Source organism: Chitinophaga niabensis, assembly GCF_900129465.1.
Taxonomy (GTDB): Bacteria; Bacteroidota; Bacteroidia; order Chitinophagales; family Chitinophagaceae; genus Chitinophaga; species Chitinophaga niabensis.
Genome location: NZ_FSRA01000001.1, coordinates 1804268 through 1818823, shown reverse-complemented (window position 1 = coordinate 1818823; position 14556 = coordinate 1804268). Strand labels below are relative to the sequence as shown.

Here is a 14556-nt window from a genome sequence, read left to right as displayed (position 1 = left end):
TAAGACCCTATAAATACGGAATGCGTAGAAATACGCATTTTGAGGGGGAAACCACGCATTCAGGCTACCCATTGGGTAGCTGACCAGCAGTGAAGAACCGCAGCAGTAAAGATTCCGATTGATTTTCAATGCCCTTTTGGGCGCGTTCCGTTGTAACCAGGGAAGTATGATAAATGAGAATTTGTAATAATTTTAATGCCGATAACTTTTTTTCACAGCTTAAATTGACACGCATGTCTAATTTTAACAAAGACGCCGGGAAGTTTATTTCCCTGATAAAAGGCGCCAAGCTAACACAAGCTTACCGGATCGATCAGGTAGATCGTAAAAAACACAAAGATCCGCTTCTAGCAGGTTTTTTTGGTCTGAACAAGATCAATGAATTATTAAACAAGGACAAAGCCACCGGTCTCCGTATCTATTATGGACTGGACATTGATGGGGATGGCAAACGCGATAAGAAATTTGTGCTGGTAGCAGTAGATGCTGACGGTAACGACATCCTGCCTTCTGCCGAAAATCAATTCGCTAAGGATCAGCCTGCGGATGACATCCTGGCTACCGATACTTATTGTCCTTTTGATTGCCCCAAGTCCAATCCCCTGAATTCAGATAAAGAAGACGATAACGGATAAATAACTAGATGCATCTTCATCATTATATTTTTTATTTCATGGTGGGGATCGAAGTACTACTTCTGATCCCCTTCTTTTTACATTACCGGCTCCTCAACAAGGAGCAGCGGGTGATCTTTGCCTATGCTATCTCCAATGCCTTTACAGGTGTGGTTGCTGATATTATCGCGAGGATCTACCATAACAACATGGCTTTTACTGCGGTGATGTTCCTGGTGCAGTTCTTCATTTTAACGCTGTTCTACATCCATGTTCTAAAACATCCCAAAGCCAAAAAGATATTACAGGTAATGCTGGCGGCTGCCGTTGCTCTTTTTGCGGTAGACTTCACTTTCCTGGAAGGCCCCCTGCTTTTCAACTCCATTTTTATCTCTTTCAGAACTTTTGTGCTGATCATTTACGGCGTTATATTCTTCCTTCAGCTGATGAGGGACGAAAGCCTGATAGAACAATCCATCTATATTAATACGCTTCCTGCTTTCTGGTTCAATGCCGGTCTTTTTGTGAGTTTATGCTGTTCTTTCCCCCTCGACCTCTGTTTTAATTTTCTTCAGCGGGGCGGCACGCCTGACGATAAACTGCTCTCTATTTTCAGGATCACAGCGTCTTTAACATGGACGGGAGGTGTAATTCAGGCAATTCTTTTCTATATTGGACTCTTAAAAGTTAAAGGAGTCAGAAGATGAACACGCTGCAATTAATATTGATAGGCACCATTGTTATGCTGAGCCTTGGTATTTTTGTTGTGGTAATGGTTGTATTACAGCAAAAGCAGGTAGTTCAGTATAAACTGAAGCTGAAGGATAAGGACCTTCAACTCCAGAAAGAAAGGCTTGTTGCCGTATTACAGGGGCAGGAAATTGAGCGTAAACGGATAGCGGAAGACCTTCACGATGAAGTGGGCGCGCAGTTATCTGTTCTGAAGCTCAACCTGAACCATCTTCAGCAGCTGGCCAGCAATGGAGAAGTAGAACGGATCAAGGAAACCAAGGAATTTACAGATACCATCATACAACAACTGCGCTTCATCTCCCAAAGCCTCCACCCTACTACCCTCGAAAATTTTGGCCTTAGTCATGCGCTGGATTCTTTCTCCAGCCTGATGAACAAGAATAAACAGATCCTGATCGCTTTCAGTACGGACGGTACAACTTACCCCGTAGACCGGGAAAAAGCCCTGAATGTGTACAGGGTTGTGCAGGAACTGATCAATAATATCCTCAAACATGCAGAGGCGCATCATGTTCAGATCACTTACGAAAGCTCTCCCAACCTGCTCACCGTTCGCGTTGTTGATGACGGAAACGGCAAATTAGTAGCGGACCTCGCGGAATTCAGCAAAAAAACAGGACATTTAGGTCTGAAAAATATTGAAAGTCGCTTGAATATTATCGGGGGAAATATCAATTTTGCAAATAATTCACCCAAAGGCACTATTGCCGAGATCAGGGTGGATAACTATCAGCCTGTTTTAGTCAGTTAAACTTATACTCTTTATGCAACCGCCTATCAAAGTCGCTATTGCGGACGACCATAAAATATTTCGTAGTGGTGTGATCAATACGCTCACGCCCTATGAGAATATCAGCGTGGTATTTGAAGCGGAAGACGGAGAACACCTGCTGGAGATCATGCAGCAGCAACAGCCTGATGTAATTCTGATGGACCTGAAGATGCCTAAAATGGATGGCATCCAGGCCACGATCAAAGTAAGGGAAAAGTATCCCCATGTAAAGGTGATCATCCTCACCATGTATGAGGACGATAATTTTATCGTACACCTGGTAGAGAATGGCGCCAATGCCTATCTGCTCAAGAACAGTGAACCGGAAGAGATCTACGAAGCTATCTGCACTACTTTCGATAAAGGGTTTTACTTCAATGAGAACGTAAACCTGGCGCTGCTTAAAAAAGTACTTCACAAGAACAAGCAGCAATTCAAACCTACTTTCAAGAACGAGGTACAGCTCAGCGACCGGGAGCTGGAAGTACTGAAGCTCATTTGCAATGAGTTCACCACACAGGAAATATCCGAGAAGATCTTCCTGAGCCCACGTACGGTGGAAGGCCTTCGCCAGAAACTGCTGGAAAAACTTAACGTAAAGAATACAGTAGGCCTGGTATTGTATGCATTCCGTAATGGATTAATAGAATAGTTCAGCTGTGTTGTTTTCTTTCCTATTTTCGCGGAGAATTCTTACCACCAAATAACACACTATGAAACAATTTCTATCTGCTGTAGCAGTATGCCTGGTAGCGGCGTCTGCTTCTATGGCCCAGGGTATAAAAATGCCGGCGCCAAGTCCTACTCAAACCATCAAACAACAATTTGCGCTGTCTGCTGTGGAAGTTACTTATTCCCGCCCGCTGGCTAAAGGCCGTACCGTAATGGGCGACCTGGTGCCGTACGACAAATTATGGCGTACCGGCGCTAACAACGCTACCAAGATCACTTTTGGCGAAGATGTTAAACTGAACGGACAACCGGTAGCTGCAGGCGAGTATGCACTATATACGGTTCCTTCCAGGAATGGCTGGGAAATTGTACTTAACAAAGGCCTGAAGAACTGGGGCGTTGATGGCTACAAAAAAGAAGAGGATGTGCTGCGTTTCCAGACGGAATCACATGATCTGCCTTTTAATGTAGAATCGTTCATGATCTCTTTTGAGAATGTTCGTCCAACTGCCATGACGATGATGCTGCTTTGGGAAAAGACCATGGTACCCATTGAGATCACGGCAGACATTGATGGCAAAGTAATGGCACAGATCGATAATGCCATGAAAACCGCCGAGAAGAAACCTTATTTCAGCGCTGCCATGTATTATTATGAATCAGGTAAAGACCTGAAGCAGGCACTGACCTGGGCTGATATGGCTACGAAGGAAGATGCAAAAGCTTTCTGGGTATTTCACCTGAAAGCAAAGATCCAGGCAAGACTGGGTGATAAAGCCGGTGCAAAAGCTACTGCACAGCAGTCTATTGAACTGGCAAAAGCAGCTAACAATGCTGATTATGTTGCGTTGAATGAGAAGCTGATCGCTGGTTTGTGATCTGCATCCTGCAATTAAAAGCAGCTGGGCTGATTATATTGCATGGAATGAGAAAGCGGTTTTATAATTTCAATTTATTACAGGGGCTGGTCTGCGATCAGCCTCTTTTTTTGTGGTGCAATCAATTGCCACAACCAGGCAAAGAGCATTACAAACACACATCCTATCACGTTCAGCCAAAGGAAAGAGATCACATCCATCAACCAGATGGCCACCACGCCTATTTCCGCTATCACGGCTCCCCAGAAAGCTGCGTTCCCCCTGATCTTTTTCATCATAAAGGCCACTACAAAGATCCCCAGGATAGTACCATAGAACAGGGAACCCAGGATATTTACAGCTTCTATTAAACTGCCCAGGTTGGTAGCGAACTGTGCTACGGCTATGCAGAATATTCCCCAGCCCAGCGTTACGTATTTGGACATGCGCAGGTTCTCTTCATCTGTGCAGGCCGGGTTGATCATCCGTTTATAGATATCCACCATGGAAGTGGAAGCCAGTGAATTGATAGCTGCTGCAATACTTCCCCAGGAAGCCAGGAAAATGATAGCGATCAGTAAACCCACTAATCCTTTAGGGAGATTGTTCACCACGAAATGCAGGAAGATGTAATTGGTATCGTTCCCTTCTGCACCGGGAAGTGCCGTACGGATGATCTTCCGGGCGGAATCCCTTGTTTTCATGGATAAGGTATCTGCGTCTTTCAACAACACCTGTACGGTCCTTATTTCCGGTTCATCCTTCTTTTCCATCGCAGCCGCCAGGGCTTTAACATGCGCCTGTTTTACATTGAACAGGGAATCGTATCTCGCTTCCTGCTCAGCCATTAAAGGGGCATATTTTGTATTGTGCACCCTGTCCAGCTCTCCTTTGTTGAAAGTGATAGGCGCTCTGAAATAGAGATAGAAAACAAAGACCAATGCACCTATCAGCATGATGAGGAATTGCATGGGTACTTTCACGAGGCCATTCATGAGCAGGCTCACGCGGCTTTCTGTTAAGGTTTTGGCAGTGAGGTAACGGCCCACCTGGCTTTGGTCTGTTCCAAAATAAGAGAGTGCCAGGAAGAACCCTCCTATTACACCACTCCAGATGTTATACCGGTCTTTCAGGTTGAAGTCGGTCACAATTACATTGAGCTTCCCCATCTTACCGGATACATGTAATGCTTCGGAAAAACCGATGTTCTCCGGTAATAGTTTCACCACCATCCAGCCAGCCAGGAACATGCCCGTGAAGATGATCACCATTTGCAGGGATTGGGTGTAGGACACTGCTTTGGTACCGCCGTACATTGTATAGATAATGAGCATGCCGCCCATTACGATATTGGTATAATAGATATTCCAGCCGAGTAAGGAGGAAAGGATAATAGAAGGTGCATAAATGCTGATACCGGTAGATAGCCCGCGTTGTACGAGGAACAGGAAAGAAGTGAGGGTACGTGTTTTCAGATCAAAACGCTGTTCCAGGAATTCGTATGCGGTAAATACTTTCAGCCTGTGAAAGATAGGAACGAATACAATACAGATCACGATCATGGCCAGCGGCAGCCCAAAGTAATATTGCACGAAGCGCATCCCGTCAGCATAAGCCTGCCCGGGTGCAGAAAGGAAAGTGATAGCACTGGCCTGTGTGCCGATGATGGACAGCAGCACAATATACCAGGGCATGGTGCGGTTTCCCAGGAAGTAGCTGTCCATATCCCTTTGCCCGCGGCTTTTCCAAACCCCGTACAGGATAATAGCAGTTAACGTGAAAATTAGTACGATCCAGTCCTGAAAACTCATGAATATGTTTTGGTGAACACGTAGAATAAAATGATCAGTGAAACAAGCCAGACTGCCACCAGCAAATACCAGGTGGACCAGCGTGGAAATAAAGGTGGTTTCTCGTTTGGTTCAGTCATGATCAATTTCTTTTAGATAAAAAAGCCCCGCTGAGCAATCCTAATGCCAGGCCGATCAGTAATCCGATGTGTACGCGTTTCATCAAAAAACCTAACAGCAGTCCTAAGCCTATGCAAAAAAGGGCGGACAGTCTAAAGCGGGTGAAATCCTGTTTGCTACTCATAACTATTTCGATATCATGTTCACGAATAAACGGTATGCACCGGGAACGCCGGCAGGCAATTGACGGAAGAAGGCTAAGCCGGTATATACGTATTTGCCTTTACCGTAGTTGGCTATAATAGTTGATCCATCCAGTGAGCGTTCGCCGGGATCATTCATTTCAAATGGTTTCAGGTATTCACTGTTCACATTAGCAGGGAAATACAATCCACGCTCCTGCACCCATCCATCAAAATCACGTTGCCCGATCTCGTTAGGATAGGTGAATACTTTATCCTGTGGCAGGAGGAACTTTACGGGGGCTGCCTCGTTGGTTGTTCTGTCCCGCGAAAGGCTGAACGGGAAAGGGCCCAGTTGATCTGTGGCCAGGTTGCCGCTTACGTTGTATTGGATGAGCAGTGTGCCGCCATTCTTTACGTAATCCAGCAAGCGGGGTTGCCAGTAACGGAGGCGGTCCTGTGTATTGTAAGCTCGTACGCCGGTGATGATGGCATCGAATTGAGCAAGGTCTCCCTGCATGATCTCTTTCTCTCCGAGCAGGCTTACTTCATATCCTACCTGGCGCAGTGATTCTGCCACCTTATCTCCTGCTCCCGGAATGTAACCGAGCTTGCGGCCATTGTATTTCAGGTTCACTGTTACAAGCCTTGCGCTGGCTGCGGGAAAGATGGTGATGGAAGGGATATGATCGTATTCGATGATGGTCATGCTGTACGTGTACTCCTGGCCGTTAGTGGACACTGCTACCGTCATGGTATCTACAATGTTCTGGCCATTCACTTTTACAGGCGACACGTGGAATACTACTTCTGTTTCATCTCCTTTTCCTGAAAGGTTGTAGGGAATGGACGTTTTGTCTGCTTTGAACCCTGCGGGCAATTGCAGGCTCACGTTGCCGCTTACATTGTTCTTCATGGAATGGACCTTCACCGGAACAGCCTGTGGTTCTGCTTTGGTAAATACAAATACCTGGTTGCTGAGTGATGCGATCACGGGTGGCGCAATTACCAGCGGGCGGTAGATCTCTCCTTTTACGGGATCGGTGTATTTATAGATGAAAGGTCTTTCCACGGCGATCACTTCACCTTCAATCTTTAAATAGAAAATGGCGCTGAGGGAAGGAATATTTTCAGGGTAACCTATCATCATCGGGTCTTTGATCATGTAAGTGCCGATGGGATGCGGTTCCTGTAACCAGTATGGTTGTGAGATATTTGTTGCTGCGGGGACTGTTAACGTTTTCTGGAAGGTGGTGAACTTATTAAATGCCAGGGCTTGCTGCAGCACGGTATCCTTTCCATTGATCCTGATCTTTTCCAGTGTTACGGCTGCATTACTGCGGTTGATCAGTTGCAGGTTGCTGCCCATTGTTTCTCCGGGCACTACTTCTGCTGAGGTACTGAAAGCCTCTGCCCAGAAACCTGCGCAGGCCAGGATCAGTTTATCTGTTTCTTTCAGTTTTAATGTTTTCCAATATCCATCCGGTAATGCCTGGATCTTTTTACGGATCTGTATCAGTTGCGGGATAGAAGCAGATGGGTCTTCCGGGTTGTAGCTTTTGGTAGTGTTTGCCACCAGTTCCTGGATGCCGGTTTCGTTTAACCGCAGCCAGTCAGTTTTAACACCTTCCATCAGGCTGGTTTTGGGTTTGTCGCCCTTGATGGTTTCAAAATATTCTAAGGAAGTACCCCTGGAAGAAGGTACGCCGAATCCCTGGCTCTTGTGCTGGGAGCGGCTTTCAGCGGCTATTTCACCAAAGCCTTTTCCAAGCAATGGATTGTAAGCGCCGAGGTCCATTTTGAACTGATCTTCCGAGGTGGTGTTGTTGCCACCGAAGTTGAAGGTATTCCAGAAGAGGCGTTTGGCCTGCCATACTTTTACTTTCGTTAGTTGCTCAGGGTATTGTTTTGGATCTGCGGCGGCTTCAAATGCTTCTGCTGCCAGTACTGCCGAAGCAGTGTGATGTCCGTGACCGGCGCGGCTGTCAGCAGGGAAACGGCAGATGATCACATCCGGCTGGAAATTGCGGATCACCCATACTACATCTCCCAGGACCTTTTTGCGGTCCCAGATGGTGAAGGTTTCCTGCTGGTTCTTGGAGAAGCCGAAGTCGTTGGCACGGGTGAAGAATTGTTCTGCTCCATCTATACGGCGGGCGGCGAGTAATTCCTGGGTGCGGATCAGTCCTAATTGCTCAGCCTGTTCGTTGCCGATCAGGTTCTGGCCACCGTCTCCCCTGGTGAGGGAAAGATACCCTGTGCGGTAGAGGCTTTCTTTGGACAGGAAGCCCAGGAGTTTGGTATTCTCATCATCCGGGTGTGCGGCAATATATAATACGCTTCCGAGCGTGGAGAGTTTCTTAAGCTGTAGCTTTATCTCAGCGGCATTCCATGCCGGAGCTGTTTGTGCAAATGTGCTGAATGAACCTGACAGCAGTACGCATGTCAGCCAAATAAAGTTGCGGATATTTAACATGAAATAGTTACCTGATTTTGTCAAGTTGTCAAAAATAATCATAAATCCGGTGAACGGTGTACCGCTTGTGGATTTAACGGGCTGTTAATTTGCAGAGCCGGTGGTGTTACCATGGCCGTAACATCAGGGCTGTGCCTACACGGTTCTCTGCGGAAATATTGGAGAGTACCACGATCGCTGTGCCTGATTCCGGCTCTACTGCTATAAAGGAATGATATCCACCGGTCTGCCCGGTATGTGTTACCCAGTTCTTACCATCTTTGCTGAAGAGCAGCCAGTTGAGGCCCACGATATTTGCGCCGGAAAAGGTCTGCTGATGTGTCAACACCATGGCTTTTTCCAGTACAGTGGGCTGTTTGCTCATATTTGCGCGCGCATAGATGAGCATATCGTGCATCGTAGAACGGATACCGCCCATTCCTGCAATGTCCTGAAAATCCCAGGGGCCCTGTAACTGCAATTCTTTAGTATATCCCTGGATAAACCGGCTTTTCATGGATTCCGTGAGTTGCACTTTGGTATCTTTCATTTGCAAGGGCAGCGTGATCTCCCTTTCCAGTAAAGCAGCATAAGTGGTTTTTGCATTGCGGGCCAGCAGTACACCCAGCAGGCCTGTGCCCACATTGGAATACTCGTACTTATCTCCCGCTTTCCTTTGCAGCTTTAAGTTCTTTACAAAGTGGAAGAGGTTATCGTTGGTAAACTGTGCGTAAGGGTTGCGTATGTCAACAGCGTCTTTGAACATATTGGTGGCTAAACGCGGGAATCCTGAGGAGTGATTGCTCAGGGACACCATGGTAACCGGCACGCCATCAAAGACAGGCTGCGGAACCGAATCCGGCAGGTATTTACCAATGGGATCATCCAGTTTTATTTTTCCGCGGATCACCTGCAGGGCCAATAATGTACCGGTGAATGTTTTAGATACTGAACCTATTTCATACACGGTCTTTTCATTCGGTAATATGTTATTGCCTTTCACCGTTTCACCATAACTATATATGGATACCTGGCCGTTCTTTATGAGGCCTACTACCATTCCAACAGCTTCACCCCTTGTAAAAGCAGCACGCACGAGTGTGTCTACTAACTGATCCTGTGGATTTTTAAGCGGATTATCTGTTGCCTGGGCAAAGCATAATAAAGTGAACAGGGAAGAGAGCCCTGTAAGAAGGATATTTTTCATAGGTCTATTTCTTAAACATAAAATATACAGCCCCTAATAAAAGAGAAAAGGATACCAGGTAATTCCAGCGCAGGGGCTCTTTCAGGAAAAAGATGGCAAATACGCAAAAGACGGTGAGGGTGATCACTTCCTGGACCATCTTTAACTGGAAGCCGTTAAATCCTTCCATATAACCTAAACGGTTAGCCGGCACCATGAAGCAGTATTCAAAAAAAGCGATACCCCAACTGATCAATACCACTTTCCATAAAGGCACACCTGTATGTTTTAAATGACCGTACCAGGCAAAGGTCATAAATACATTGGAGACGAGCAGTAATAAAATCGTACGCATACAGCTAAACTAATCATTTTTTGTTGTTCTCCACCGAACATCAAATGATCATTATCGAACACTTGGTAAATAATATACATCTATATGTCTTTCAGTTAATGGACCTCCCTTCTCTGGCATTCACTTTGTAAATTTACGTGCATGATCCGCAACTACCTGCTAACTGCCTACCGGAATATCATCCGGCACAAACTGTTCACCTTCATTAATATATTCGGCCTGGCGCTGAGTATGAGTATATGCATGAACGTTATCATCGGTATCAGTAAGGAAATGAACTATGATAATTTCCATCCGCATCCGGAGCGTACTTACCGTATTTTAACGGAAATGCGGAACCCGGAAGGGAACAGCTGGAAATTAGCCAGTACTCCCCTGCCGTTGCGGGAAACACTGCTTGGTAATAACAACCTGGCGGAAGATGCTGTGCGTTTGTATCCTGCACTGAATGGTAAGGTTACGGATGGCTCCAAGACAATGGGGTTAAACGGTGCATATACGGAGCCTTCTTTCTTTAAAGTATTCGGATTTGAACTGGCAAAAGGCAATACTGCCACGGCATTACAGTTGCCCAACAGTATCGTATTAAGTGATGAAACGGCTACCCGTTTCTTTGGTTCCGTGGACCCTATGGGTAAGATCATTTCCTTAGAGGATGGCAGCAGTTACCAGGTGACGGGTGTACTAAAACCAACACCTGAAAAGTCGCACATTGCTTTTGATGCATATGGTTCTGCCAGCAGCGTTGATAAAGCAGGTCAAACCTGGGACCCTGGTAAGGCATATACTTATGTGCTGCTGAAAGAGCATGTAAGTAAAAGTGCTATAAAGAGCGAGCTGGAACGGATTGCCTCTTCGCTATATGATAAAGATGCAAAAGGCAGCATGCATTTCCAGCTGCAATCGCTGGGCAGCATTACGCCTGCATGGGAAGAAACCTATAACAATATGCACAACGGCGGTACCTGGGCCAAACACATGGGCGCGCTGGGTATTATGCTTATCATCCTGATATCTGCCTGCTTCAATTATACCAACCTGTCTATTGCCCGCTCTTTAACAAGGGCAAAGGAGATCGGGATCCGTAAGGTGTCTGGTGCTACCCGTAAACAGATCTTTGGCCAGTATATCTTTGAAGCGATTGCTATTTCTCTTTTCGCATTGGGGTTTGCCTACCTGTTACTGATGCTGATGGCACGTTTTAACCTTTTCAACAGTGGGTATGAGAACGTACATGCCGTGAATGCCAGCTGGCGTTTGATCCTGGTGTTCCTGGTTTTTGGGGTCTTTACGGGTTTGATGGCGGGCGGCCTTCCTGCATGGCTGCTTTCTGCGTTTAACCCTGTGCAGGTATTGAAGAGTATGCCGGCCTTCCGGGTATTCGGACGGATGAACCTGCGGAAAAGCCTGCTGGTTTTTCAATTCGTCATTTCGCTGGTGATCACTGTTTTCCTTTCGGCCTTCTATCAGCAGTTTGCGTTTATGGCGAAAGCGGATACCGGGTTTAATCCGCATCGTGTAGTGGCGGTGCAATTACAGGGTAATAAACCGGAATTATTAACACAGGAATTGAGTGCTATCAGCGGTGTAGAAAAAGTAGCCGTTACTTCTGCCAATTTTGGAAGATATGAGGGCGGGCGTTTGCCCCTTACCGTTAGTAAGGCACAGGAGCCTTTGCAGGTGAGCTATTATCATGCAGATGCTGCTTTCTTATCCATCATGGACCTCAAGTTTATTGATGGTCATAATTTCACCGGGCAGCAGATCATTTTAAATCAAAATGCGGCGGAAAAGCTGAAAGTGAAAGCTGGCCAGCAGATCTGGATGAATGATTCCACGCAGGTGGAAGTAGCAGGGGTCGTAAAGGATTTTCATTTTGAGAATATGGGCAAGCCCATTGCTCCACTGGCCTTCCTGCCTTCTTCTGCGTACAATACGCTGGACCTGAAAGTGAATACAGATAACAAAGAGGCACTGAATAAACAGATCACAGCAGTATGGAATAAATTATATCCGGGTCAGCCTTTGCAGATCAGCTGGCTGGAGGAAGCGCTGAATGAAGGCCGCTCAAACTGGAATGATATATCCTTCCTGGGTTTCCTGGCGGCTATGACCATTGTTATCGCTGCTATGGGATTACTGGCGCTGGTGATCTATAACACGGCGGTACGCAGGAAAGAAATTGGTGTAAGAAAGGTAATGGGCGCCAGTATCCGGAGTATTATCGTTATGCTCTCCAGGGGCTTCCTGAAGCTGATCCTGATTGCGGCATGTATTGCTTTGCCTATTGGTTACCTGGTGAGCCGGCTGTTCCTGCAGAACTTTGCGATACGCATTCATTTTGGCATGGGTAGCTTACTGATCAGCCTGGGTATTCTCTTGCTGGTAGGATTGATCACCATCATATCACAAACCTGGCGTGCTGCCAGGGTGAACCCGGTAGAGAGTTTGCGGAATGATTAATTAAAAACGGGTTCTTTGCGGGCAAGGAGGTATAAGACCGCCATTCTTGTAGCTACGCCGTTTTCCACCTGGTCCAGGATAATGGACTGGCCGGAATCTGCCACATCTGAGCTTAATTCTACTCCCCTGTTGATCGGGCCGGGGTGCATGATCACGATCTCTTTCTGGAGACTGTCCAGCAGTTGACGGTTCACACCATAAGCCAGCGAGTATTCGCGTAAGGAAGAGAATAAAGGCATGTTCTGCCTTTCCAGCTGAATGCGCAGTACGTTTGCTACATCACACCAGGCCAGGGCTTCGCGGATATCGTAACTCACGTTCACGTCCAGCGCCTGGGCAATGTGTTTTGGAATGAGTGTGGGAGGCCCTACCACGGTTACTTCTGCACCCAGTTTTTTGAGGCAGTAGATATTGGAAAGTGCTACGCGGGAATGCATAATGTCTCCACAGATGGCTACTTTTTTCCCTTCCACGCTGCCCAGCTTTTCCCTGATAGAGAAAGCATCGAGCAATGCCTGTGTGGGATGTTCGTTGATACCGTCTCCGGCATTCACGATGGGTACATTGATGTGTTTGCTCAGGAAGTGAGGGGCCCCTGTTGCGGAATGCCGCATTACCACCATATCCACTTTCATGGACAGGATGTTGTTGACCGTATCGATCAGTGTTTCTCCTTTGGATACGGAAGAACCGGATGCGGAGAAGTTCACCACATCAGCGCCCAGCCGTTTTTCCGCCAGCTCAAAAGAGATGCGGGTACGGGTGGAATTCTCAAAGAAAACATTAACGATAGTGGTATCCCGAAGTGTGGGAACCTTCTTGATCGGACGTTGTAAAACCTCCTTTAACTGATCGGCCGTTTGGAAAATAAGCTCTATATCCTGACGCGTCAGATCGCGTATACCTAGTAGATGTTTAACAGACAGTGACATTCTAAGGTGCAAATATAAGAGGTTTAGGCAATCAACACAACTTCGTCTTTTCCATCGCGTTCTTTCCAGAGGACCTTTACGCGTTCTGTTATGATGGCATCGATGGTTTTTCCGGTGTAATCAGACTGGATGGGCAGCTCTCTGCTGAACCTCCTGTCTATCAGCACAAGCAGCTCCACGGCGGCCGGGCGGCCAAAATCAAGCATGGCGTCCATGGCGGAACGGATAGTTCTGCCGGTATACAACACGTCGTCTATCAGCACTACCCGCTTATTTTCAACGGAGAAATTAATATCCGTTTCATTGGGTGCCTGCAATCCTTTATCACTTTTAAAGTCATCCCGGTAAAAGGTAATATCCAGCTTGCCATAGGCAATATGGGTATTGGGAAGCAGCTTTTTCAGGTTATGGTAGATCCTGTCGGACAAATAGATCCCCCGTGGTTGTAAACCAATGAGTACCGTATCCTTGAATTCAAGGTGGTTCTCAATCAGCTGGTGGCTGAGCCGGTCGATAGTGATAGCTAATTGCCGATCCGTCAAAATAGATTTCAAAACAAAAGTGTTTAAGCACCAAAAATAAGGATTAATGCTCCAGATTAAAAACTATGATTTCTTTAGACGTATGTTAGTTTAACATTATATTAAGAGTTAACCTGTTATACTTGTACTGTTAATCTATTCTTTCAAAAATTACATTTATGAAAAAACTTTACGGAACCATGTTTGTGACAGCTTTATTTTCAAGCGCCACTGTATTTGCGCAGGATGCACCTGCCAAGAAATTTTTCATCGGAGGAACTGCGGGATTCAGCAGTGTCAAAAATGAAGTTGTTTACAACACCAGTCCGGCTGGTACTCCTCCTAATTTTGTTGTGAGTGAAGGAAGCAGCACTAATACGTTTAACATTGCTCCTGAGTTCGGCTTTTACATAAAGGAGAATGTTGCACTCGGTATTAAATTAGGTTATAGTCACACAGGCGGAAAAAATCTTCAGAGCTCCAATAGCTATGTGGCTGCTCCTTTTGTTCGTTTCAATATTCCTATTGGAAAGAGCCGGTTCTCGGTGTATAACGACCTGGGCCTGGCTGTAGGTTATAGTGCAACTAACGAGCATTTAGCTGATGGCCAGCCTGCCGATGCCAAAACTTTAAACCTGGGTGCTTTTTATGAGCCGGGGCTGCAATTCAGGTTGAAGAACAACATTAACCTGTTAGCCACATTGGGGAACCTGTTTAATTATGAGTATCACTCTAAACAAGTAAAGCCTGAGCTGGACCCTACCAAAAAAGCCACCTCTAGCGGCCACTTTGTTGGTATCAACAATGATTTCTTTGCCTTCAATTCCTTCAGGATCGGTGTTAACTTCCTGTTTTAACATTTCTGAATGATCCCTGTTTTGTAG

Annotated in this window: 13 protein-coding genes; 7 read left to right on the top strand and 6 right to left on the bottom strand. The window is 46.2% G+C overall.

Annotation, left to right across the window (positions count from 1 at the left end; translation table 11 throughout):
• Positions 1 to 233: 233 nt before the first annotated feature.
• From BUR42_RS06945 to BUR42_RS06925, 5 genes are all read left to right on the top strand, one after another.
• A complete protein-coding gene (locus tag BUR42_RS06945; RefSeq protein ID WP_074238530.1) occupies positions 234 to 635 on the top strand; it encodes a hypothetical protein in 402 nt (133 codons plus the stop codon).
• 38 nt (positions 636 to 673) lie between these two features.
• Positions 674 to 1321, top strand: coding sequence for a hypothetical protein (locus tag BUR42_RS06940; RefSeq protein ID WP_074238529.1), 648 nt, complete (start codon positions 674 to 676; stop codon positions 1319 to 1321).
• Positions 1318 to 2118, top strand: a complete 801-nt coding sequence (locus tag BUR42_RS06935) for a sensor histidine kinase (protein ID WP_074238528.1) — start codon at positions 1318 to 1320, stop codon at positions 2116 to 2118. The genes BUR42_RS06940 and BUR42_RS06935 overlap by 4 nt, the downstream gene beginning before the upstream one ends.
• A gap of 13 nt (positions 2119 to 2131) precedes the next feature.
• Positions 2132 to 2791: a response regulator transcription factor gene (locus BUR42_RS06930; protein WP_074238527.1), complete on the top strand. Its 660-nt coding sequence runs from the start codon at positions 2132 to 2134 to the stop codon at positions 2789 to 2791.
• A gap of 61 nt (positions 2792 to 2852) precedes the next feature.
• The gene (locus BUR42_RS06925; RefSeq protein ID WP_074238526.1) at positions 2853 to 3689 is read left to right on the top strand and encodes a DUF2911 domain-containing protein; all 837 of its coding nucleotides are present in this window, start codon (positions 2853 to 2855) and stop codon (positions 3687 to 3689) included.
• Between the two features lie 77 nt (positions 3690 to 3766).
• Here the strand turns inward: BUR42_RS06925 and BUR42_RS06920 are convergent, their stop codons facing one another.
• From BUR42_RS06920 to BUR42_RS06905, 4 genes are all read right to left on the bottom strand, one after another.
• A complete protein-coding gene (locus BUR42_RS06920) occupies positions 3767 to 5479 on the bottom strand; it encodes a sodium:solute symporter family protein (RefSeq protein WP_074238525.1) in 1713 nt (570 codons plus the stop codon).
• Positions 5480 to 5764: 285 nt separating this feature from the next.
• Positions 5765 to 8236, bottom strand: a complete 2472-nt coding sequence (locus BUR42_RS06915; protein ID WP_074238524.1) for a PIG-L family deacetylase — start codon at positions 8234 to 8236, stop codon at positions 5765 to 5767.
• A 106-nt stretch (positions 8237 to 8342) separates the two neighbouring features.
• Positions 8343 to 9422, bottom strand: coding sequence for a serine hydrolase domain-containing protein (locus tag BUR42_RS06910; RefSeq protein ID WP_074238523.1), 1080 nt, complete (start codon positions 9420 to 9422; stop codon positions 8343 to 8345).
• Between the two features lie 4 nt (positions 9423 to 9426).
• Complete coding sequence (locus tag BUR42_RS06905; RefSeq protein ID WP_074238522.1) at positions 9427 to 9756, bottom strand: DMT family protein; 330 nt, start codon at positions 9754 to 9756, stop codon at positions 9427 to 9429.
• Positions 9757 to 9897: 141 nt separating this feature from the next.
• Here BUR42_RS06905 and BUR42_RS06900 point away from each other — a divergent pair, with 141 nt between their 5' ends.
• Positions 9898 to 12219 carry an ABC transporter permease gene (locus BUR42_RS06900; protein WP_074238521.1) on the top strand — a complete coding sequence of 774 codons (2322 nt, stop codon included), beginning with the start codon at positions 9898 to 9900 and terminating at the stop codon, positions 12217 to 12219.
• On the opposite strand, the gene BUR42_RS06895 is transcribed toward BUR42_RS06900, so the two are convergent.
• Positions 12216 to 13151: an aspartate carbamoyltransferase catalytic subunit gene (locus BUR42_RS06895; protein ID WP_074238520.1), complete on the bottom strand. Its 936-nt coding sequence runs from the start codon at positions 13149 to 13151 to the stop codon at positions 12216 to 12218. The two genes, BUR42_RS06900 and BUR42_RS06895, sit on opposite strands and share 4 nt — an antisense overlap.
• A 23-nt stretch (positions 13152 to 13174) precedes the next feature.
• On the bottom strand, positions 13175 to 13705 hold the full coding sequence (gene pyrR / locus BUR42_RS06890; RefSeq protein ID WP_074238519.1) for a bifunctional pyr operon transcriptional regulator/uracil phosphoribosyltransferase PyrR: 531 nt from the start codon (positions 13703 to 13705) through the stop codon (positions 13175 to 13177).
• Between the two features lie 146 nt (positions 13706 to 13851).
• Here pyrR and BUR42_RS06885 point away from each other — a divergent pair, with 146 nt between their 5' ends.
• A complete protein-coding gene (locus tag BUR42_RS06885) occupies positions 13852 to 14529 on the top strand; it encodes an outer membrane beta-barrel protein (protein WP_074238518.1) in 678 nt (225 codons plus the stop codon).
• Positions 14530 to 14556: the final 27 nt, after the last annotated feature.

Coding starts and splice junctions, on each gene's coding strand:
- BUR42_RS06920 (WP_074238525.1), bottom strand. CDS start 5,479: ATGAGTTTTCAGGACTGGATCGTACTAATTTTCACGTTAACTGCTATT.
- BUR42_RS06900 (WP_074238521.1), top strand. CDS start 9,898: ATGATCCGCAACTACCTGCTAACTGCCTACCGGAATATCATCCGGCAC.
- BUR42_RS06895 (WP_074238520.1), bottom strand. CDS start 13,151: ATGTCACTGTCTGTTAAACATCTACTAGGTATACGCGATCTGACGCGT.
- BUR42_RS06940 (WP_074238529.1), top strand. CDS start 674: ATGGTGGGGATCGAAGTACTACTTCTGATCCCCTTCTTTTTACATTAC.
- BUR42_RS06910 (WP_074238523.1), bottom strand. CDS start 9,422: ATGAAAAATATCCTTCTTACAGGGCTCTCTTCCCTGTTCACTTTATTA.
- BUR42_RS06905 (WP_074238522.1), bottom strand. CDS start 9,756: ATGCGTACGATTTTATTACTGCTCGTCTCCAATGTATTTATGACCTTT.
- BUR42_RS06925 (WP_074238526.1), top strand. CDS start 2,853: ATGAAACAATTTCTATCTGCTGTAGCAGTATGCCTGGTAGCGGCGTCT.
- BUR42_RS06935 (WP_074238528.1), top strand. CDS start 1,318: ATGAACACGCTGCAATTAATATTGATAGGCACCATTGTTATGCTGAGC.
- BUR42_RS06930 (WP_074238527.1), top strand. CDS start 2,132: ATGCAACCGCCTATCAAAGTCGCTATTGCGGACGACCATAAAATATTT.
- BUR42_RS06885 (WP_074238518.1), top strand. CDS start 13,852: ATGAAAAAACTTTACGGAACCATGTTTGTGACAGCTTTATTTTCAAGC.
- BUR42_RS06945 (WP_074238530.1), top strand. CDS start 234: ATGTCTAATTTTAACAAAGACGCCGGGAAGTTTATTTCCCTGATAAAA.
- BUR42_RS06915 (WP_074238524.1), bottom strand. CDS start 8,236: ATGTTAAATATCCGCAACTTTATTTGGCTGACATGCGTACTGCTGTCA.